This is a genomic window from Sciscionella marina DSM 45152, from assembly GCF_000379465.1.
GTDB lineage: Bacteria > Actinomycetota > Actinomycetes > Mycobacteriales > Pseudonocardiaceae > Sciscionella > Sciscionella marina.
In genome coordinates, this window is the sequence record NZ_KB905384.1 from 84,128 (window position 1) to 103,340 (window position 19,213).

General features: G+C 67.3%; 19 protein-coding genes. 5 read left to right on the top strand and 14 right to left on the bottom strand.

Annotated features, from left to right (window positions below; genetic code table 11):
* Window positions 1-6: 6 nt before the first annotated feature.
* Both A37U_RS0112385 and A37U_RS51430 read right to left on the bottom strand, forming a co-directional pair.
* Window positions 7-1,098: a tyrosine-type recombinase/integrase gene (locus tag A37U_RS0112385; protein ID WP_026197143.1), complete on the bottom strand. Its 1,092-nt coding sequence runs from the start codon at window positions 1,096-1,098 to the stop codon at window positions 7-9.
* A 297-nt stretch (window positions 1,099-1,395) separates the two neighbouring features.
* A complete protein-coding gene (locus A37U_RS51430; RefSeq protein WP_157182781.1) occupies window positions 1,396-1,797 on the bottom strand; it encodes a hypothetical protein in 402 nt (133 codons plus the stop codon).
* 65 nt (window positions 1,798-1,862) lie between these two features.
* On the opposite strand from A37U_RS51430, the gene A37U_RS0112395 reads away from it, so the two are divergent.
* The 4 genes from A37U_RS0112395 to A37U_RS53580 all read left to right on the top strand — a co-directional run bounded on the left by A37U_RS0112395 (window position 1,863) and on the right by A37U_RS53580 (window position 7,379).
* Window positions 1,863-2,690: a GP88 family protein gene (locus A37U_RS0112395; RefSeq protein ID WP_026197144.1), complete on the top strand. Its 828-nt coding sequence runs from the start codon at window positions 1,863-1,865 to the stop codon at window positions 2,688-2,690.
* 50 nt (window positions 2,691-2,740) lie between these two features.
* Window positions 2,741-5,236, top strand: a complete 2,496-nt coding sequence (locus A37U_RS43360; RefSeq protein WP_063712782.1) for a DUF8128 domain-containing protein — start codon at window positions 2,741-2,743, stop codon at window positions 5,234-5,236.
* An 84-nt stretch (window positions 5,237-5,320) separates the two neighbouring features.
* Window positions 5,321-6,382 (top strand): replication-relaxation family protein, encoded by a 1,062-nt coding sequence (locus A37U_RS0112405; RefSeq protein ID WP_240437564.1) that lies wholly within the window; start codon window positions 5,321-5,323, stop codon window positions 6,380-6,382.
* Between the two features lie 7 nt (window positions 6,383-6,389).
* On the top strand, window positions 6,390-7,379 hold the full coding sequence (locus A37U_RS53580; RefSeq protein WP_020496967.1) for a peptidoglycan DD-metalloendopeptidase family protein: 990 nt from the start codon (window positions 6,390-6,392) through the stop codon (window positions 7,377-7,379).
* A 154-nt stretch (window positions 7,380-7,533) separates the two neighbouring features.
* On the opposite strand, the gene A37U_RS43375 is transcribed toward A37U_RS53580, so the two are convergent.
* The 7 genes from A37U_RS43375 to A37U_RS0112455 all read right to left on the bottom strand — a co-directional run bounded on the left by A37U_RS43375 (window position 7,534) and on the right by A37U_RS0112455 (window position 13,661).
* Complete coding sequence (locus tag A37U_RS43375; protein WP_020496968.1) at window positions 7,534-8,406, bottom strand: N-6 DNA methylase; 873 nt, start codon at window positions 8,404-8,406, stop codon at window positions 7,534-7,536.
* 213 nt (window positions 8,407-8,619) lie between these two features.
* Window positions 8,620-8,940, bottom strand: coding sequence for a hypothetical protein (locus A37U_RS0112425; RefSeq protein ID WP_020496969.1), 321 nt, complete (start codon window positions 8,938-8,940; stop codon window positions 8,620-8,622).
* A gap of 103 nt (window positions 8,941-9,043) precedes the next feature.
* Window positions 9,044-9,664 carry a hypothetical protein gene (locus A37U_RS0112435; RefSeq protein ID WP_020496971.1) on the bottom strand — a complete coding sequence of 207 codons (621 nt, stop codon included), beginning with the start codon at window positions 9,662-9,664 and terminating at the stop codon, window positions 9,044-9,046.
* Between the two features lie 322 nt (window positions 9,665-9,986).
* Window positions 9,987-10,964 (bottom strand): hypothetical protein, encoded by a 978-nt coding sequence (locus tag A37U_RS0112440; protein WP_020496972.1) that lies wholly within the window; start codon window positions 10,962-10,964, stop codon window positions 9,987-9,989.
* A gap of 148 nt (window positions 10,965-11,112) precedes the next feature.
* Window positions 11,113-12,348, bottom strand: coding sequence for a DNA polymerase III subunit beta (dnaN, locus tag A37U_RS0112445; RefSeq protein WP_020496973.1), 1,236 nt, complete (start codon window positions 12,346-12,348; stop codon window positions 11,113-11,115).
* Between the two features lie 114 nt (window positions 12,349-12,462).
* The gene (locus tag A37U_RS43380; protein WP_020496974.1) at window positions 12,463-12,957 is read right to left on the bottom strand and encodes a hypothetical protein; all 495 of its coding nucleotides are present in this window, start codon (window positions 12,955-12,957) and stop codon (window positions 12,463-12,465) included.
* A 101-nt stretch (window positions 12,958-13,058) separates the two neighbouring features.
* Window positions 13,059-13,661, bottom strand: a complete 603-nt coding sequence (locus A37U_RS0112455) for a hypothetical protein (RefSeq protein WP_083933423.1) — start codon at window positions 13,659-13,661, stop codon at window positions 13,059-13,061.
* 707 nt (window positions 13,662-14,368) lie between these two features.
* Between A37U_RS0112455 and A37U_RS51435 the strand changes: the two genes are divergently transcribed.
* Entirely contained in the window at window positions 14,369-14,950 is a 582-nt protein-coding gene (locus A37U_RS51435; RefSeq protein ID WP_157182784.1) for a hypothetical protein, read from the top strand.
* Window positions 14,951-14,961: 11 nt separating this feature from the next.
* Here the strand turns inward: A37U_RS51435 and A37U_RS0112460 are convergent, their stop codons facing one another.
* Genes A37U_RS0112460 through A37U_RS0112480 form a run of 5 tightly spaced genes read right to left on the bottom strand, consistent with a single transcriptional unit; the run spans window position 14,962 to window position 19,196 of the window.
* A complete protein-coding gene (locus A37U_RS0112460; protein ID WP_026197145.1) occupies window positions 14,962-17,703 on the bottom strand; it encodes an AfsR/SARP family transcriptional regulator in 2,742 nt (913 codons plus the stop codon).
* Complete coding sequence (locus A37U_RS0112465) at window positions 17,700-18,089, bottom strand: pilus assembly protein TadG-related protein (RefSeq protein ID WP_240437565.1); 390 nt, start codon at window positions 18,087-18,089, stop codon at window positions 17,700-17,702. Before A37U_RS0112465 ends, A37U_RS0112460 begins: the two co-directional genes overlap by 4 nt.
* A gap of 44 nt (window positions 18,090-18,133) precedes the next feature.
* Window positions 18,134-18,577, bottom strand: coding sequence for a TadE/TadG family type IV pilus assembly protein (locus A37U_RS0112470; RefSeq protein WP_020496977.1), 444 nt, complete (start codon window positions 18,575-18,577; stop codon window positions 18,134-18,136).
* Entirely contained in the window at window positions 18,574-19,005 is a 432-nt protein-coding gene (locus A37U_RS0112475) for a TadE/TadG family type IV pilus assembly protein (protein WP_020496978.1), read from the bottom strand. Before A37U_RS0112475 ends, A37U_RS0112470 begins: the two co-directional genes overlap by 4 nt.
* The gene (locus A37U_RS0112480; protein WP_020496979.1) at window positions 19,005-19,196 is read right to left on the bottom strand and encodes a hypothetical protein; all 192 of its coding nucleotides are present in this window, start codon (window positions 19,194-19,196) and stop codon (window positions 19,005-19,007) included. The genes A37U_RS0112475 and A37U_RS0112480 overlap by 1 nt, the downstream gene beginning before the upstream one ends.
* Window positions 19,197-19,213 lie beyond the last annotated feature (17 nt).

Here is a 19,213-nt window from a genome sequence, read left to right on the forward strand (position 1 = left end):
ATCGGTTCATCCCTTCCCCACGGTCAGGCGGGCGGCCACGCGCTCGTTGGCCGCAGACCACGCCCGCTCCACGTGATCCGCTTGAACATGGACATAGCGGGTCGTGGTCGACAACCACTCGTGACCCAGAATCTCTTGGAGTGCCTTGAGATCCATGCCGCGGACATACAGCGACGAGGCGCAGAAGTGCCGCAGCACGTGCGGTGTCAGCGCACCAGCCCACTTCGGCAGCCACTGTTCGGTCGCCGAGGCAAGCCCATCCCGCAACGCTTGATCACAGACCCGTTTACAGCCCCCGGTATGCGTATCGCGGCGTTCACTGGGCAGCAGTGGGGCGTCGGGATCGGCCCAGTCGTCGTCGAACTGGTGACGCACGTCGATCAGCCACCAGTCCAGCAACTCCGCCACACCGTTGATCGCGGGAACCAGCCGGGTCTTCGGTCCACGACCGCGGCTGCCCTTGCCGAACCGGACGTGCAGTTTGCCGAACTCGCCCAGATCCCGCCGCCAGTCCCGAATGTCGAGCATGTAGGTCTCCTGGATCCGCAAGCCCGCCCGGCGCCACAACGACGCCGCCAGATAATCCCGCGCAGCGGTCCGGAACTTCCGCGTCATCGCGAGCGCGTCACGCCAGCGGCCGAACAACGCCTCGATCTCGTCCTGCGAAGGCGGAATCCGCGCAGCCCCGTAGTCGGCCTTGGCCGGCCGGTTGTACTCATCGATCGGCTGGATGACCACATGCCCGGTCAGGGCATGAACGTCGCCCTGGTATCGCATGAGCAGGAAATCGAAAAAGTGGCTGATCGCCCACGCTTTGTGTTGCACGGTCAGCCGCGCTCTGCCGAGGTCCTTGCGCTGATAGGTCAGGAACCGGTCCGCATCATGCGGTTGCGCGGTCCACACCGGACGCCCCAAAAACCGGATGAACTCGAAGATCACCGAACGGTCATGACCGACCGAGCTGTCGCCGAAACCGGCGCCGACTGACGCGAGCAAGTACTGATCCACCAGCTCCTGCTCAAAATCCTCCAGCTCTTCAGCTGTGCTCAGCTTCCGCGGCCCGCCCAGCGAGCGGACCACCGCCAGTTCAACAGCCATGAACACCTCAGATCACCGGAGACGACCATGTGTCATACACATCGGCAACCCGTCGACAATCCTGACGATCTGCCAGAAACCGGCCCCCATCGAGTGATCCCCTCCTGGCCTGGCCTGCAGCGACATCGCAGAACCTCGCGGCAGCACCAACTTCGGGAACTTCCCGCAACGGACCCAGCCGAACTGGCCTCGCTGTCCGAATCCCCCGACGAGACAAGCGAATTCGCCGATATCGGCGGCTCCCAAGACCTTCTTCTCGACGACTGAAGCACACAAGGAGGAATGCCCGTGTCTTCCCTACTTGCCACCCCAGTAGTCGACCAGGACATCTTCGGTTCGTTCCTGGACATCCTCGTCCACGACTTCCTCCCTGTCTTCGCGCTGGCGGCCGGATTGATGGCCGTGATCTGGGTCGCCTGCGCGGTGATTGTGATCGCTGGGTACCTCATCGGCGGCGTGGTCGTCTTCGGGGTACGAGCACTGGTCCACGCGTGCGTGCGGTACGTCCGTCGCCGACGGGACGTCGAGTACGCCCAGCTCGTCACTGTCGACGCCGACGGCGCCCACACCAAGGTCGTCAGCCTCGATCGCTACCGCCGGCGTCGCCAGCACCGACGTTCCGACCGATTCCGGTCCGACGGCACGCCCCAGCCTCGCTGCGACGACGATCCGGCGTAAGCGCGAATACCCCTTCGTCATCTGACGATCCACTGTGGATTGTCATTCAGTTTCTTGAATTGTCCCTATTTCCACGGAGGACACGCATGTCTTCATCTGCCCACGGCCCGTCAGAGACTTCCTCTGCCGGGCGCCCGCGTCGGTTGCTGACTCAGAACCGGGAAATGCGGGCCATCGGCGTGCACAACTGGTCCCTGCCCGCCTGGGCCGGACGCCTGCCCGATGGCCGCACCTACAACACCTGCCCCAGCGCGGGGATTTGCCGCCACGTTTGCTACGCCCGCCACGGCACCTACACCTGGCCCGCGGTGCGGGCCAAGCACGAATCGAACCTGCGGTTCGTCCTCGACGACCTGACCGGATGGGAGCAGGCCATGCTCGCCGAGCTGGCCGCACCGAAATTCCGCGGTAGCTGGATCAGAATCCACGACTCAGGCGACTTTTTCAGCGCCCCGTACCTGGAGTCTTGGCTGCGCATCATGCGGGCACGTCCAGACACCAATTTCTACGCCTACACCAAGGAAGTTTGGCGGTTCAAAACGGTGGTGGAGCCGGACCCTCCGGAGAACTTCCTGTGGGTCTACTCCTATGGCGGGACGCAGGACGTGCTGCTGGACCCCGCGGTGGATCGAGTGGCCGATGTCTTCCCGGACGAAGACGCCATCGTCGAGGCGGGCTGGTCGTCCCAGGAAGCCTCGGACCTGCTCGCGGTGCTCGGCCCCCATCTGGTCGGCGTTGCGGCGAACAACATCCCGCACTTCCTGAAGAAGCTGGCCGGACGTCGGTTTTCGGAATGGCAGGCCGAAGTCGACGCACACCGCCGCACTCGCGGAGACGCGGCAGTTCGTCCGATCACCAGTGCCCCATCGGCTCGCGGACGCATTGTCCCGGAGCCCGACGACCAAGCCGCGTGAGCACAACCGAGTCCGACGCCTTCTCTCCTGACAGGAAGGAGATTCCTCGCATGGATTTCGCAAGTCCGTCCGTCATAGACAGTCCACTGGGGAGGTTGTTGACCGATCCGTGGGGCGTGATTCAGGCTGTGCTGGAACAGGTGTGGTCGTGGCTGCAGACCTGGGGGCTGATCGCGGTCCCTGCGATCGCGCTCGTGGCGACCGGGCTGGGACTCCTGCGGCGGTGGTGGTTCCTCCGCTGCCAGGACGCGCTGCACGAACGGTCCCGGGTGATCACCATCCTGGCGCCACCCACAGTCGACGCCGACGGTGCCGAAGCGGTGTGGTCGAACCTGGTCGGGCTCGTGCGGCCGATGGTGCAGCGCCTGACCACGGGGCAACCCCATTTGACCTGGGAATATGTGTTCGGTCATGACGGGGTGCAGATCCGGCTGTGGGTACCGGGCGCGGTGCCCCCAGGCATGGTGGAACGCGCCGTCGAAGCCGCCTGGCCGGGCGCTCACACCTCCACCGACGAAGCCGACCCGCCGATCCCCGCGGCCCCGGACGAGGGGGGCCGGCAACTGGTCACCGGCGGCACGCTGCGCCTGGCCCGGTCGGAAGCCTTGCCCATCCGCACCGACTTCGACGCCGACCCCCTCCGTGCCCTGCTGGGCGCTCCCGTGGGACTCGGTGTGCGCGACACCGCGTGCGTGCAGGTCCTGACCCGTCCGGTCACCGGGCGGCGGGTCAAGCAGGCGCGGCGAGCCGCCCGCCATCTCAACGCCGGACGGTCCACCCACCTGGTAGGCCGGCTGCTCGACTTGCTCACGCCAGGCCCTTCGGGCATGAAACCGTCGAGCAGCCAGTCGAAGCTGGACCCGCAGACGTCCCTGGAGTTCCAAGCACAGAACCGCGCGATCGTCGGGAAACAGCGCGGGGCGCAGTGGGAGACGCTGATCCGGTACGTGGTGGCCACGACGGTGCCGATCGAGACCCCAGGCGAGCAGATCGCGCGAGTACGTGAGCAGGTGCGGGGCCGCGCCCACGCCATCGCGTCCGCGTTCTCCGGGTTCACCGAGCACAACCACTACCGCCGTCGACGGTTGCGCACCCCCGTGCGCACCTTGGCACGTCGCCGCCTGCGGCGGGGTGACCTGCTGTCGGTGCGCGAGCTTGCGGCCGTGGCCCACCTTCCCACCGACGAGGCACTACCCGGGTTGGCCCGTGCCGGAGCGCGGGCGGTGCCGCCCCCGCCGAATACGCCCACCGAGGGTGAGCTGATCCGCCCAGTCGGAGTGTCCGACACCGGCCACGCACGCCCGGTGGGTCTGCAGGTCTCCGACGCGCGGCACCACCTGCATGTCCTCGGCGCCACCGGGTCGGGTAAGTCGACGATGCTGGCGAGGATGATCCTCGCCGACGCCGAGTACGGGCGCGGGGCGGTGGTCATTGACCCCAAGGGCGACCTGATCACCGACGTCCTGCAGCGGCTTCCCGAACACGCCGCCGACAAGGTGGTGCTCTTCGATGCCGACTCCCGCGGGCCGACCCCGTGTCTGAACCCGCTGGAAGGGCCGAAGGAATCCGCGGTCGACAACTTGGTGTCGGTGTTCTCCCGGGTGTTCGCCTCGGCGTGGGGGCCACGCACCGAGGACATTCTCCGCGCGGGGTGCCTGACCCTGCGGGCCGCCTCGGACACCCCGACGCTGGCCGAACTGCCCCAGCTCCTCACCGACCCCGCCACGCGGGCGCGGCACCGGGACCGAGTATCCGTCGACCCGACGCTGCGGGGGTTCTGGGACTGGTACGACCAACTCTCGGATGCGGCTCGTGCCCAGGCGACCGCCCCCTTGCTGAACAAGTTGCGCGCGTTTCTGTTGCGGCCGTTCGTGGTCAAGGCCGTGGCCGAAGGACCATCCACTGTGGATCTGTCCAAGGCGTTGGACGGTGGACTGTGTCTGGTGCGCATCCCGAAGGGCAGTCTCGGGGAGGACACCACACGGCTGCTGGGGTCGCTGATCGTGGCGCGGGTCTGGCAGGCCACGACCGCCCGCGCCGCACTGGCCCAGCGCGAACGCCGCGACGCCGGACTGTATGTCGACGAGGCGCACAACTTCCTGAATTTGCCGTATGCGATGGAAGACATGTTGGCGGAGGCGCGTGGCTATCGGCTCTCGATGACTCTGGCGCACCAGCACTTGGGGCAGCTTCCCAAGGATCTCAAGGAAGGCATCTCCACCAACGCCCGCAGCAAGGTGTTCTTCACCGCCAGCCCGGAAGACGCCCGCGAACTGGCCCGCCACACCGCACCGCGGGTTTCCGATCACGACCTCGCGCACCTCGGCGTGTATCACGCTGCCGCGCGGCTGGTCGTGGGCGGTGAGGAGACCCAGCCGTTCACGGTGACGACCCAACCACTCCAGCCGGCCATTCCCGGGCGATCCAAGGCCGTACGCAAAGCCGCCGCGGCCCACACGCGCCCAGTGGAGCCCCGTGCCGAGGACACCGGCGACGGCTCAGGGACCACCGGCACGGACCCGCGTCGCGCACGTCGCGCGGCCTGATTCCTGATGTCCCCGGGGCGGTCCTCCCAACACCGGGAGGACCGCCCTTCTTCCTGCCTGCATTCCATCCCGAGGAGGACGACCTTGTTCGCCCATCACCAGCAACGCGACATGCGCGCTCCCATGCCGGAACGGCCCAGCCTGCGCTTCGCGGCCTCGACCGAGCACCAAGCCCAGGTCGCCGCCCACCTCACTGCCCGCGACCGGTGGCTGGCCCGGATGCTCGCCGAGCACCGGGTGCTGACCTCCCCACAGATCGCGGCGATCGCCTTCGGCTCGCGGCGCTCGGCCAACCACCGCTTGCAGAAGCTCTACACCTGGCGGGTGCTGGACCGCTTCCAGCCCTACATCGGCCGCGGCCGAGCCCCCATGTGCTACGTCCTGGACACCGCGGGCGCCCACCTGCTGGCCCACGAGGACGGGCTCGATTCGAAGGACCTGAAGTTCCGCCCCGAACGCTCGGTCGGCATCGCCTACAGCCTGCGGCTGGCCCACCTCATGGGCGTCAACGACTTTTTCATCGCGCTCCTGGCCGACGCGCTTGCCCACGCCAGCACCGACCGCGCGGTCACGGCGTGGTGGTCCGAAGCCCGCTGCACCCGGCACTTCGGCGACCACGTCCGCCCCGACGGCTACGGCCGCTGGCACGAAGCAGGCCGCGAGATCGAATGGTTCCTCGAATGGGACACCGGCAGCTACCAACTCAGCCGGTTCGTCTCGAAACTGCCGGGCTACACCAAGCTCGCCACCGCGACGCATATCGTGACCCCGCTGCTCGCGGTCTTCGCCACCCCGGCCCGGGAAGCCCACGCGCGACGACACCTCGCCGAGCACCTGCGCACTGATCCCCGGCGGCACGAGCTGCCGATCGCCACCACCACCGCCGAACACCTACGCACCGCAGGCAGCCCGGCCCACGAGGTGTGGCTTCCCCTGCACCACACCGATGCCGGCCGCCATCGGTTGATCAGCCTGCTCTCGGCTTGGCCCCACCTCGAAGGACCGGCCAGCTCCACGGGCACGAGCACCGATCCCAGCTCTGCGGACACCAGCGGCACCGATCCGAGCCCCGTTCCGCGGTTGAGCCCGCCGGCGCCGATGCCGCCCTGGCAGGCCGACGAACTGACCTGGAACCCGATGAGGTGATCCGTTCATGGCCAAAATCGCGGCCACAGCGATGTTCGCGGTGGTGGCCTTGATCGCCATCATCGCCGCTGCTGTGTCCGGAGTCGTCGCCGCGATTTTCGGCGGCGGAAACTCCACAGCCAGCAGCCAACCCAGCCCCGCCGCACTGGCCGACATCCCCGGCAACTACCTCGCGCTCTACCAGCAAGCCGCCACAACATGTTCCGGTCTCGACTGGACTATCCTCGCAGCAGTCGGAAAAATTGAGACCAATCATGGTCGCCTCAATGCCGACGGTGTCCATAGTGGAGAGAATTTCGCGCACGCTGGTGGGCCGATGCAGTTCCTGCAGCCGACTTTCAGATGGGTGCTCGATCAATCCGCAAAGCAAGGGAAACACATTCCGCCAGGCGGTTCCACGCCACCGTCGCGATACAACGTCCACGACGCAATCTATGCTGCCTCGTTCTACCTCTGCATGTCCGGCGCGGACCGAGGTGATCTGTACGGTGCGATCTTCACGTACAACCATGCTGACTGGTACGTGCGCAAAGTGCTCGACCAGGCCAACGCCTATAAGGCGGCACAACAGAGTGCGCCCCAGCAAGGAGGATGGACCGTGCCGGCGCGCGGTACCTGCACATCGGGATTCGGATCACGCGGCGGCGAGTTTCACCGCGGACAGGATATCGCCGCGCCAATCGGTACCCCGATCGTCGCTGCTAGCAGCGGCACCGTGATCGACTCCGGGCCCGCGACGGGCTACGGACTCTGGGTCCGCATCGAGCACGCGAACGGCGTGATCACCACCTACGGACACAACGAGCACAACCAGGTGCATGTGGGGCAAAAAGTCCAGGTAGGGCAGTTAATTGCGGAAGTCGGCAACCGAGGTGAATCCACCGGATCGCACTTGCATTTCCAGATCGACGTCGGCAATCAGTCGGTCGATCCCGTCGCGTTTTACCATGACCAATCAGCACCACGGCTGTGTGGCCAGAGCCAGCTTGGGCCCTGACGTCGGCGCGGTGTTCACCGTGCATGGGCGGATGTGACCGTCATGGCGTGCTGATCGTGTCCTTGCAGCGGAGCCCTGCTAGCGATGCCGGTTGGTTCCGTGCTGTCGGCCTGGGGGTCGCTGACAGCACGGAACCAACCGGCACGGTACATGATCAGGACGCTGCTGAGTCGCCGCTTTGGGTGTCTTCCCCGGTGGTGACGGTCTCGGTGAGGTGTTGTGCGGCGCGGACGGCGGCGAGCATGAGCTTGTCGCGTCGGATGGTCTCGGAGAGTTTCACGATCTCCTCGCGTTGCGCCTCCGCGCGGGTTGCCCAGTCGCCTTCGGTCAGGGTGTTGGCTACGCACAGCAGGGTGCGTGGGCCGAGGCCCCACAGCAGGCTGTTGACAGCGCAGGCGGCGATGGCGAGGTCGTCGATGTCCGCGCCGTACCAGCTCACCGTAGCAGGGTCTTGGCCGTTGCTGCGCATCACCTGCGCGGCGGCGCGGAACAGCCCACCGGTGCCGACCGCGGGGTCCATCACGCTCTGGCCCTCGCGGGCCGGGTTGATGCCGGCCAGCAGCATGTAGCTCATCGCGTCAGCGATCGGGTCGGGCGTGTAGATCTGCGCGTTCGCACCGGTTGCGTTGTCTGACTTCAGAAGGGCGAGCACGACGCCGAGCAGGTCGGTGTCGTACCGGCTGTCGGTTCCGGTTAGGTCGAGTTGGCCGGCGCGGAGTGCGGCGTCAGCGGTGTGCTTGGCCGCGTGCTGTAGGGCTGGGTCTGTTTCGTTGAATAGCCACTCCATGAGCGGATAGATCAGGTGGATCAGGTCGGGGCGAGCGTTGACCAGGGCGGTGTAGATCTGCCGCAGCGTGCTGGCCAACTCCTCCGCGCTCTGTGATTGCAGTTGCTCGGTGAGGTCGGGTCCGTGCGGGTCGCGCTGCTCGGCGAGGGACAGCGCGGCGACCACGGACAACGCCACGTCACGGCGGCCGGAATGGTCGGACTTGTTCCAGGCTGTGGCGACGGCCTGGGCGATCTCCATCGCGTGCTGTCCCGGGTTGCGTCGAGCCGGCCTGCGCTTGGTGGATCGGCCCACGGTTCAGCCCTCCTCGTGTGTTGCGCGACCCTCGTCGGACACACGTGTCTCCGACGAGGAATGGGGAAATAGATAGGAAAACTCAGGAAACGACGAATGCTGTTGTGATCTCTATGCGGGATGTCTTGCTGGTTCAGTCGTCGTAGGGGTCGGTGTCGATCACGTGATGGGCGTGTTCGTGTCGGTCGTCCAGCGGTTAGGGTGGCTGCCGACCTCGGCGTGTTCGTCGGTCTGGGCGGGTTCGTTGTCGGTGTCCGCGCTTTCCGGTACCGGAGACTGCGTGGTGGCGGGCATTGCTGGCTGCCAGGGGCGTGGCGGTGTGAGGCCGGCGCGGAGTCGGGAGTCGAGATCGCGTACGGCGTCGGCCAGCTCGATGGCAAGCCTTCGCACATGTCGATCCAGAGCGTCTTGGGGCAGGTTGTGCAGGGTCGCCGCGGCCGTGATCATGGCCTGGTAGGGGCGTTCGCAGTGGGTTTTCATCGGTCGGCTCCGGTGGTGGGGTCGGTGGAGACGTTCACGGTGGCCACGATGTGGGCGGTGACGCCCCAGGGATGGCCGGCGGCTTCGCAGGCTTGAGTGGAGATCAGCACGGAGACGGCGCGGGCCGAGGGCTTCCAACCGAGGCGGGGCAGGATCTCGGCGGCCCAGAGTCCGTCCAGGTCGCCCACGTCGGCCGGGCTGATGCCCCAGAGGTCGAAGGCGAAGCCGACCAGGACACCGGGGTGTCCTGGTCGTAGAGTCGTGGCCGATCGCCGAGGTGTACGGACGCGGTGCGGGTGTCTGGCCCGTGCTGGTGCGCGAGGTAGGCCACGGTGGCGATCACGGTCAGATCCCCGAGGTGACGGTCCTCGGGTTCTTCTCTGCGCAGGGCCGCGAACGCCAGGCCCGCGTCCAAACAGGCGGCCCAGTTCTGGCCGTTGCGGTCGTATTCGTCGCTGACCTGGGCCAGCGTCCTGGCCCGTGGCGTGAGGTCGTAGCCAGCGAGCGCGTAGATCCGCTCGGCGCTGTCTGCGCGGCGCCCTCTGGTCACATCTGCCTCGGTGTGGCCAAGGCCGGCGAGTACGTGGCCGTGCAAGCCGTGCAGATCGTTGCGCGAGGTCGGGTCCGGGGTGCGGTTGGGTTGATTGTCGGGGCATCCGTCGGCGTCGTTGATCGCTGCGAGCAGTCGGCCCAGCAATTCGGTGTACCCCAGTTTTCGAAACATGACGATTCTCCATGCAGAAAGGGGGAAATCAGCGCCATGTCGAGAAGGGGAGGCCAGAATTCGTCGCCCTTGGCGCGGAATTTCTTGTGCGCGAGTCCGACATGGCAGTGAGCGACACGGAGAACCCAGCGACTCCAAAAGTGGGGCCGGCGGACCCACCCGGAACGGGTGTTGGCACGGTCCGCCGGCCTGTCACAAACCCTCTGAAAGGGCACCATCCCCGAAGGGAGGCACAGGCCAGGGTAGTCCACCTGGTCGGCAGGCGTCCCGCGCCGCTCGCGATGGAGTTGTGCAGCAGTGGGCTGGTCGGAAATACCGTTGATCAGGTCGTACGCCCGATGCCGGGTCGGTGCCGAGCGATGACCTCCCACAGCCGTCGGTGATGACTGCCGCCGGCAAGCGCGGCGGACCCGTGTCCCGATTCGCCGGATGCGGCACCTCGGGCGCTTGCGCTCATGCTCGGGTAGCCGGCGCCCGCGCCGGCCGCGATCGCTTCGGCAACGTCGCCGTGCGGGTCGGTGCCGGTGATGTGCACCTGGACGTGCGGCGTGTGGCGCCGGGCGGCCGAGACCACGTCCCGGGCGGTAGGCCCCGTGGCGGTCCGACTCGACACCGGGACGATGACCAGGTCCAGACCGTCGAGCAGGGCTCGGGTGTGGGGCTGGTGCGGGTCGAGGTGCACCAGCGTCACCGCGTGCTGATTGGCGAGATCCGTCATCATCTGCCGGATCGCTTCCCCCGAGGGCGGGCGCTCGTCGGGGGCGAACAGGGCGTGCACGCTGCCCCGCCCAGTGGCTGGCGGATCGAATCGTGTGCTCGTCAGCGCTTCGTGCAGGTCCACGCCGCTGCGTCGCGCGTCGAGCAGGCTGAGGTGTTCGCCGGCCGCCGCGCCGGCCAGAGCGAGGCACGCGGTGGTGATCGTGCCGGTCTCGCCGGTCGGGGCGGGATCGAGGATCGCCACGACCATGCGCGGACTCTCGGCCACCATCGATATTTGCGTTCGCAACGCGCTGGCGCCGTCGGGGACGGTGACCAGGTGGGAGGCGCCGAGGTCGAGGGCGTGCCGGTACATGTCGGATTCGGCTTGGTCCTCGGGGTCTACCAGCAGGGTCACCGCGTCGCGGTGCGGCAGCGGTTCGGGCCGGGCGCGCAGGATCGGGGCGGTTTGGGCGTCGACCAGCACCAGGGCGGCGCTGTCCCAGTCATGGCGGGTGAGCTGGTGCGGTTCCCGGGTGACGAGTCGGACACTGCGTGCGTGGCAGGCGATTTCGTTGTGTACGGCGGTCAGGTCGGTGATCAAAAGGACGAAGTGAGACACCGTGTTACTCCATTTCGGACAGTGGTGAGCTACGGAGACAGGCACCGTTGCGGGCGCGTCGCCGTGTGATCGGCGCGGTCCGGTGACGTCCCCGGGGGCGGTGGCGGGCACCGCCCCGGGGACCGGCGGGTCAGGACTCCGAGGGGCGCACCGGCATGAGGAGGTGCCGGTACCACGGGGCATCGGTGGCGGTGAACAACACGGGGCGCGTCACGGTGGCCAGCTGCATGGTGAGCGTGTCGCCGTCGAGGGTGTTCAAGGCGTCGCGCAGGTAGGACGCGGCGAACAGCACGCGCACGGTGTCGGTAGCGCCGTCGACCTCGGCGGGGTGATCCGGCGCGGTCACCGCGTCGGCATGCTCCCCGAGCACGGGCGCAATGGAGACCGACCCGGTTGGGTCGACGGTCACGGCCACCTGTGCCGCCGTGCGGCCGTCCCGGGTGTGTTTCTTGGCCTCCAGAACGGCCGTTGCCCGGGTGGTGGCTTGGGTGAGCGTGGCGCGGTCAGCGCGTGCGGTCAGGGCCACCTCGGGAAACAGCCGCTCATAGTCCGGCAATTGCGCGTCGACGGGGCGAGTCAGCACGGTCAGGGCGCCGCAGGACAGCGACACCCAGTCGCCGGCCGTGTCCAGGCCGAGGCGCACCCGGTCGGCGGTGCAGTGTTTGAGCACGGCCGAGAGGACGCGGCCCGGGAAGGACACCGAGTGGCCTTCGGTGGCCGCTGTCGTCGCGGGGACCTCGGCCACGGCCAGCCGGTAGCGGTCGGTGCCGGCGAGCGTGAGGGCACCGGGCGCGGTCTGCATGTGAACGCCCGTGATCATGGGGGTCGTGTCGTCGGTGCCGACGGCGACCAACACGCGCGCCGCGTCGGTGGCGAACCGATCCCGGTTGACCTCGGCCACGGTCGGCGGAGTCTCGGGCAGCGTGGGGAACTCCTCGGCCGGGTACGTGGTGACAGGCATGGTGTAGCCGGCCAGTTCGAGCACGGCGCTTCCGTCCACAGTGGTCCAAAGGGTGACCGGAATGGTGTCCGCGTCGCGCTTGCGGGTGCCCTTGACCAACGCGGCGAGCAACTTGGTTGCTTCGGCGTGGTCGATCAGCAGCCGGCCCGGGGTGCGCACCACGTCGGGCACGCGCACGGACACGGCGGTTTCGTAGTCGGTGGTGGTCAGGGTCAGGTGACCGTCGCGTCCGTCGAGCAGAACGCCGCCCAACGCGGGAACGATCGGCCGACGCGCCACGCCAATGCCCACGGTGGTCAAGGCGTGCACGAGGGTGGCACGGTCGGTGCGGCATTCCAGGCTCGGCGCAGGTGCAACGGTGGTTGTGCTGGTGTTGGTGGCAGAAGTCATCGCGAACGCCTCCACAAAGGGACGGAAGAGGATTCAGGAGCAGGAAGAGGGGCGACGGTCGGCAGCGACCGACCCCCGGGGGGGACGGGGCGCCGCGCGTCCGGCAAAGGCGGGCGCCCCGCCGTGCGGTCAGCTGACCCAGTAAGTTCCGGCGTGGTCCTCGATCAGGTCGCGGTGCGGCATGGGCTCCCCCGGGTATGGGGTGTGCATGATCAACCGGCCGCCGTTCGTCGGTGCGTCGTCGGGAATGCGGCGCACGGTGAAGGCGAACGCGCCGCGTGGATCACCGACCGACACCGTGACTGTGATCGAGTCCTCATCGGGGTCCGTGCGGATCGTCGCGCCGTTGGCCCAGGCCAGCGGCACCCGCTCGACGCGGTGCGGACCTTCACGGAAGTCCGGTGCCGTCTCAATGTCGTCAGTCTCGGGGTCGTCGTACGGGTCGTAGGCGTCGCAGACCAGCGACCCGGATTCGTCGGCGTACCCGTCGACCTCCTCAGACAGCGCCTCACCGCACGCGGCGCACCGCCATGCGGAGTCTTCCGCGTTCTCGAACGTGATCATCGACGAGTCGTCGTCGAAGTCGGTAGAGATCATCTCGCCGTTGACGGACAGGACGAACACAACACACCTCACAAGCGAAGATCAGGAGAGAGAACAGCGGGGGAGGTGCGGCCGGCCGCTGCACGCGCAGGGATCGGGGGCGCGGCCGACCGCGCGAGGGGCTAGAACCGGTTGTCGAACCGCACAGCCTTGCCGCAGGTGGGGCAGGCCACATAGGCGCGGTCACGGTCGCCGAACGGCACGCGGACCAGGTTAGGCACGCGATACGTGGTCAGGTCGGCGCCGTCCCAGGCGTGCAGGTTCACCGTGTCGTGCGTCTGCCACCGGTGCCCGTTGGCGCACTCACCGGTTGCGTCGGAGTAGTCGGCCCACTCCTCCAGCTCGTCCACAGTGGAGCGATAGACGGTCGGCGAAACGTAGCAGCCGTGGTGATCGCTCACGGTGATCATCAAGTCGCCAAACTTCGCAGACGACAGCACCACGAAGCCAAGATCGTCAATGAGGTGATCGGAGAAGTTGCACAGGTTGTGGTGCCACAGATCGCCGTCGCCGTGCAGACCGGCCGGCGGTTCCCCAGTCCGAGCCTCTACCCAGGCGGCGATCACGCTGTCATGCGGCCAGTCGTGGACGTTCTCGTCCATCCAGTCGCGCAGGTCCTCCGTGAGGTCCTGCGCGAAATCGCCGCGATCGTTGATCCACTCTTGTGTGTCGACAGTCAGCCAGCCGTCTCTGTGAGACCAGGCTTCCACGTTCACAGAAGTCATGAGAACGCCTTTCAGGGAGATGTTTGCGACTGCGGGGATAACGGGGTGCCAATCCCTACCCGCGATGTTCGGAACTTCTCGGTTCTTTCCTTGCGTTCCGATGAATCTATCGTAACGCCGGCTCCGCAAGTGCACAACCTATATAGGGCCTACTTTTCCGTTCGGATTTTTCGAGGTTGGACAAGCGGGTTCGCGCATGTCAGGCAGGGCTGAGTTTCGAGGCCAGAAAGGGAAATCGAGTGCGACGACCGCGAGGCCGAATGGACAAAGGAAGGGGGATGGAAGAAAAATGACGAGAATTGGATGTCCGAAATCCCGCAGGCGAAGCGCTAGCTCTCATAAATGGAACTCATCCGACACGCTGTCGGCCACACCGCTTCTTGTTGCGCTCCTTCATATTCCTCCCAGTCGTCAGCAGGTTCCCGTGGGGCACCGAGGCTGGGTAGGCTCAGGAAGGGCCAGCGACGCGCTGAACTGCGACAACGTGGCGCGAGGGGGCTTCCTGCTTATCGGGTAGATGAGTGAGCGCATGAGTGAGCGCATGAGTAGGTAGATGAGTAGGCATGGATGTTCTGGATCGGTGGAGCTTAAACCACATCGCCCAATCTGCTCTCTGGCAGTGCGAGTTGCCGATCTCGACGAGGTCATTTGTCATCCATCGGGGAGGGCGCGGGGTGGGTCAAGCGTGAATGGTCTACAGTTTCGATATGAGGAAGCAGCTGCGGGCGAAGAATAGCTCCCGGTCGTATGTGACCCCTTGGTATGAGAAGGAGCCGGACGCGTGCAGGTTCTTCGATATCCCAGTCTACGACCAGGCGGAAGACGCGCACTACCGAATGAAGGAAAAGCTGCTTGCTCCATTCGAGGAGCGAGCCGTGCAGCGGGGAGGAACAGTTGATCAAGGTCGACTGATCGGAATCACGGGCTACTATCATTCTGAGGAAACGAGTATCTGGCGCTTCAACCACATCATCGGCTGGATTGACCTGCGAGCGAAACATGATGTCGTCAAGGGATACCTGTGGTGGGCTAAGAGTCAAAAGATCTATTTGCGCCGCAAGGAAGGGTATCGTTTCCGTGAAGTCGGGAGATGTTTCGATGTTTGGGTCGACGATGCAATGTCCTCAACGGACATTTTGAGGGATATTAACGATCAACTGTCACGTGTCTCGCGAGAAGAGCCGGTCGCTGGACGCTTCGTCGATCGAACCTCGTGGGATATTGTGTCGTCTGCCGTCGATTGGCGGACTTTCCTTGGCTGGCAACCAAGACTGCCGCCGGGAGAGTAGGGCTCTTCCTCTCAGCTGGCTGCCCGGTGGTGGCGTGCTTGGAGTGCGCGGGCAAGGGTAAGGGTGCTGGGGTCGGGTCGTTCGCCGATGTCGGCGAGGGTCGTGGTGAGCAGGTGGATGGTGCGGCTGATGGCGTCGATGTGTCCGAGTTCGGCTTGCACGCGGATGATGTCGCGGTAGATGTCCTCGTTTTCCGGGTTGAGCAGCCGGGCGTGTTCGAGCAGTTGGAGTTGTTGTTGGGGGGCGTGGCCGCGGTAGTGGGCGGCCATGCCGGCGAGTGCATCGACGACGGTGCGATGTGCGGCTTCGCGGGGGCCGTCGAGCCAGAGGGCTGACATGCCTTCGGCGATTTCGCCGTTGTAGAGCGCGGCGATTCGGGACCAAGCGGCGAAGCGTTGCTCATCGGTGCTGGCGATGTGCCGGTCGTGTTCGGCCTGGTTGAGCTGCCAGTAGTCGACTGCGACCAGGTCTGGGTTGAGGGAGACGTGCTCCTCGTGCTGGAGAATGAGGTCGGCGGTCTGCTCGTCGGTGGCGTCGGCGAGGGCTTTGCGGATCTGGGACAGTCCGGCATAGAAGGCGTTGTAGGGGCGGCGTCCGCGGGCCTCGGGCCAGAGCGCTTCGCGCACGGCCCCCCGGGATGTCCCGTTGGGGTGCAGTGCGAGGAACACCAGCAGTGCCTTGTGCTTGGGCGCAAGCGCGGACGTGAGGTCCCGGTCGGTGCCGTCCGCCGTATGCCAGGTGAGGATCAGCGGGCCGAATACCGCCAGGCTCAGGGGGCGGTCCGGAGGCTCAGGGGTGCTGTCGGCGGTGACCAGCTCGGTGTCCGCGGGCCGGTCAGCGGTATCGAAAACGGGATCGTGGCGTTCCTCGGTGGCTGACGGCGTGTCGGAGGCCGTTGGGTCCTGGACTTCGTCTACGGCGGCGGCTTCGGTGGCCTGGTCTTCCTCGACGTCGTGCTCGTCCAGGTGGGAATGATCGTTGACCGGGGGGTCGGCACCGAGGTCCTGTTCGTCGTCGATGTCGTCGGCAAGGATCGCCTCGGTGGGGTCCACGGTGTCTGCCGACCCCCCGCTCGTGGTGTCGGTGAGCAGGTCGAGGAGATCGCGGGTGTCGGAGGCGTCGAGGTGGAACAGCCGAGCGCCGCGGAGGTCGCCTACGGCGGGGCTGGCGCCGGTGACGATCCCGTCGGCGCGGATGCGGACGGTGGCGCCCGCGGGCCAGTGACCGAGCAGGATGGCCGCCGTCCCACGGGCGGCCCCGGTGTCGAGGACGGCTTGCAGAGGTTCGTGGGGCTGGTTGATGGTGGACACGAGAACGATGTCCAGTGCGGTGTCCTGGCCATCGGTGCTGTCCGGGTCCTGGCGGTCGGCGAGCACGGTAATGGCCTCGTCCAGGCCGTTCGTGACGCGCAGTCGGGGCGAGGTGGGAGGGGCGTCTCCGAGCAAGGCGCGGCCGTCCTCGCTGGGGATGAGCACCGTGGCGTTCGTGGTCGCCAGCAGGTGCACCAGCAGAGCGCGGGCGGTGGCTTCCGCGCCCGCCCCGGTGAGCCCGAGCCCGTGGAGTGCGGCGAGGTCGAGAGCATGGGCACGGTCGTCACGGATGCCGACCTGCACGGCCGGATCAGGCTCGGACTCGTCGGCTGCTGCGTCGGGCAGGTCGGTACCGGCAGAGGGAAGAGCGATCGGGTCGGCCTCGTCAGGTTCGCTGGTGTTGTCCAGGTGCGATTCGTCGTAGGCCAGTCGGAGCGCGTGGACCGCGGGTGCGGGTGCGGGTGGTGGGGTGCGGTCTCCGCTGCCGGGCTGGTAGGTCCGCATCCGCCGTCGCCGCCGGATGAGCATCCCCAGGGTCACCGCGGCGGCCAGCGCGGCGGCGACGAGGCCGCCGCTGGTGAGCGTGATGGCGGTGCCCGAGGTCGGAGCGACGGCGTCCGACGGGGCGTGGTGACGGTCCGGGACGGACTCCGCCGGTGGAGGCGCGGGTACGGACGGCGAAGGTTCGACTGAGGGTGCCGGTGGCGGCAGGGGTTCCTGCGGCGGTGGTGGCGGAGCGTGGTCCTCGACTGGTTCGGGCAGTTGCAGGACCCACCCGGGGCGGACGAGGTGCGGATCGGTGAGCGTGTCGCCGTCGGGTTGCGGGCGCCCCTGGTTGAGGGCGAAGAGTTCGGGCCAGCGGTGGCCGTCGCCGAGTTCGCGTTCGGCGATGCGCCACAGGCTGTCGTAGACCCCGGCGCGCGGGGGCTGCACGATCACGGTGCCAGGTTCGTTCGTGGCGTTCGTGTGCTGTGCGTGGTTCGTCGTGGAGTACAGAGTGGGTGCGGGCTGCTCAACCGTGACGGCCGCGACAGGCTGGACCGGAGGAACAGGTCCCGCGGCGGCGACCGGGGCTCGCGGTGGGAGCAGCCCGAAGACCGCGGCGGCGACGAGCAGGCCGGCCAGGGCGTGGACCGGCCCGATCGCGGGCGGGCGCACTCCGCGCACCGCGTCGGGAACGCAGCGGGCCACGTCGAGGGCGAAGGTGAGCCAGACCGGCCAGGCGATGCAGGCCAACAGGTCCAGCAGCATGGTGACCGACAGCGGGTTGAGCAGGGCGGCTTCGATCTCATCGCCGGTCGGCAGATGGTCCGGCAGCGGCCAGCCGATGAACGTGACCAATCCCCAGGGCACGCCGACCAGCAGCGCGGCTAGTGCCGCGAGTGCGGCCAGCGCGCCGACCAGCCGCAGCAGTCGGGTGGTGATGCGGGTGAGCAGCCTCATCCAGCACCTCCCAACGCCCCTTGGTCGGGGCGGGCTTGGCCCTCGGCGGACACGGCGATCTCGCCGAGCCCGATCACTCCCAGGATTTGGGTGCGTTGCTGTGCATCGACATGCACGCGAACGGTGGTGGCATCGGCGGTGACGGTGCCCGTGGCGCCCACGGCTCCGAGATAGCGCTGCGCGGCGGCCTGCGCCGCGCTCGGGTCCAGCCGAGCATCGCCGCCGGCGCGGTAGGAGGCGAGATCCAGCTCCTGGGCTCCAGCACGGGCGGCTTCTTGGGCGTGGCCGATCGCCTTCGTCTTCGCGGCCAACGCCAGCCCGCCGTCCAGAACGAGACCAGCGAAAAGCAGACAAGCCGTGGTGATCACCACCACGAACGCCGTCACCCGGCCGCGCTCGTCGCGTGCGAACCCTTGCCACCGCCCCAACATCACGCGCCTCCGGGGTCGGTCCCGCGCCACTGGTCCACAACCGACGACGCGGTGGACTCCGCCGTGGTACTCCCCGGAACCCCCAACATCGCCAAATCCGACAGCCCGATGTCGCAGGTCACGGTCACGGTCACGGTGCTGCCCGGCTGCAGACCGGCGAGCTGGGCGGACACGCCCAGGTTCTGGCAGCGCACCCCGGCCTGGGAGAGTGCGACCTGCGCGGTGGCGTGCGCATCACTGCTGGCCTGACTACTGCTGCGAGCCAAGGTCGCCGCGCGGACAGCCTGGTGCGCAGCGTCGTCGACACGCAGCCGCGAATCAGCCAGACGCCCGCAGAAGACCACAAACAACAGCAACACGATCAACACGGGCACCAGCAGGGTAAGTTCGGTAGCCACCGAGCCCCGTTCGTCGCGATGCAGTCGGCGCAGCAGGGACCTCATCCGTTTCCTCCCGGGACGACGAACCGTTCGCTCGGGCCGGCCGCGCGGCCCCGCACCGGCAAGTCCAGGAACGGCACGACCGGAGCAGCTTGCCCCGTGATCTCCACAGTGGACTGTTCCGGTTCCCGATTCACGGTGGCGTGCGGATTCTTCAGCGGCCCGGCGCCGAGCTGGCTCAGCACCGCCGCGGCTTCGGCGTGGCCATCGGCACTGCTGGCTCCCTGCACACGTGCCGCCGACAGCGCCTGGGATGCGGCGGCCTGGGCGATGTGAGTGGCGTGCGCCCAGATCGCGAACTGCGCGATCAGCAGGATCAGCAGCAGCAACGCCGGGACCGCCAGCACCAGCTCGGCGGTGACCGCACCGCGCTCGTCTCGGCGGAACCGCCGCATCGATGCGCGAAACCGGCGGGCAAGGCGTGCGGTCATCACATGTTGCCCCCGATCTCGTTGGCCTTGCGGGTGACTGCGGCGACGATGATCGCGATCACCGCGATCGCCGCGGCGACCAGCAACGCGGTCACGAGCACGGTTTCCGTGGAATACCCACGTTCGTCAGCCCGGATCGCGTCGATCCGAGCCCGCGTGGTGGCAATGACAAGCTGGATGTAGTTCAGCATCAGCGGTTCCCTTCGGG

What these genes read in the sequence shown, in the direction of transcription:
- A37U_RS0112385 (WP_026197143.1), bottom strand. Translation starts at nt 1,098, where the DNA reads ATGGCTGTTGAACTGGCGGTGGTCCGCTCGCTGGGCGGGCCGCGGAAG.
- A37U_RS51430 (WP_157182781.1), bottom strand. Translation starts at nt 1,797, where the DNA reads ATGACGAAGGGGTATTCGCGCTTACGCCGGATCGTCGTCGCAGCGAGG.
- A37U_RS0112395 (WP_026197144.1), top strand. Translation starts at nt 1,863, where the DNA reads ATGTCTTCATCTGCCCACGGCCCGTCAGAGACTTCCTCTGCCGGGCGC.
- A37U_RS43360 (WP_063712782.1), top strand. Translation starts at nt 2,741, where the DNA reads ATGGATTTCGCAAGTCCGTCCGTCATAGACAGTCCACTGGGGAGGTTG.
- A37U_RS53580 (WP_020496967.1), top strand. Translation starts at nt 6,390, where the DNA reads ATGGCCAAAATCGCGGCCACAGCGATGTTCGCGGTGGTGGCCTTGATC.
- A37U_RS43375 (WP_020496968.1), bottom strand. Translation starts at nt 8,406, where the DNA reads ATGGAGATCGCCCAGGCCGTCGCCACAGCCTGGAACAAGTCCGACCAT.
- A37U_RS0112425 (WP_020496969.1), bottom strand. Translation starts at nt 8,940, where the DNA reads ATGAAAACCCACTGCGAACGCCCCTACCAGGCCATGATCACGGCCGCG.
- A37U_RS0112435 (WP_020496971.1), bottom strand. Translation starts at nt 9,664, where the DNA reads ATGTTTCGAAAACTGGGGTACACCGAATTGCTGGGCCGACTGCTCGCA.
- A37U_RS0112455 (WP_083933423.1), bottom strand. Translation starts at nt 13,661, where the DNA reads ATGACTTCTGTGAACGTGGAAGCCTGGTCTCACAGAGACGGCTGGCTG.
- A37U_RS51435 (WP_157182784.1), top strand. Translation starts at nt 14,369, where the DNA reads ATGAGGAAGCAGCTGCGGGCGAAGAATAGCTCCCGGTCGTATGTGACC.
- A37U_RS0112460 (WP_026197145.1), bottom strand. Translation starts at nt 17,703, where the DNA reads ATGAGGCTGCTCACCCGCATCACCACCCGACTGCTGCGGCTGGTCGGC.
- A37U_RS0112470 (WP_020496977.1), bottom strand. Translation starts at nt 18,577, where the DNA reads ATGAGGTCCCTGCTGCGCCGACTGCATCGCGACGAACGGGGCTCGGTG.
- A37U_RS0112475 (WP_020496978.1), bottom strand. Translation starts at nt 19,005, where the DNA reads ATGACCGCACGCCTTGCCCGCCGGTTTCGCGCATCGATGCGGCGGTTC.
- A37U_RS0112480 (WP_020496979.1), bottom strand. Translation starts at nt 19,196, where the DNA reads ATGCTGAACTACATCCAGCTTGTCATTGCCACCACGCGGGCTCGGATC.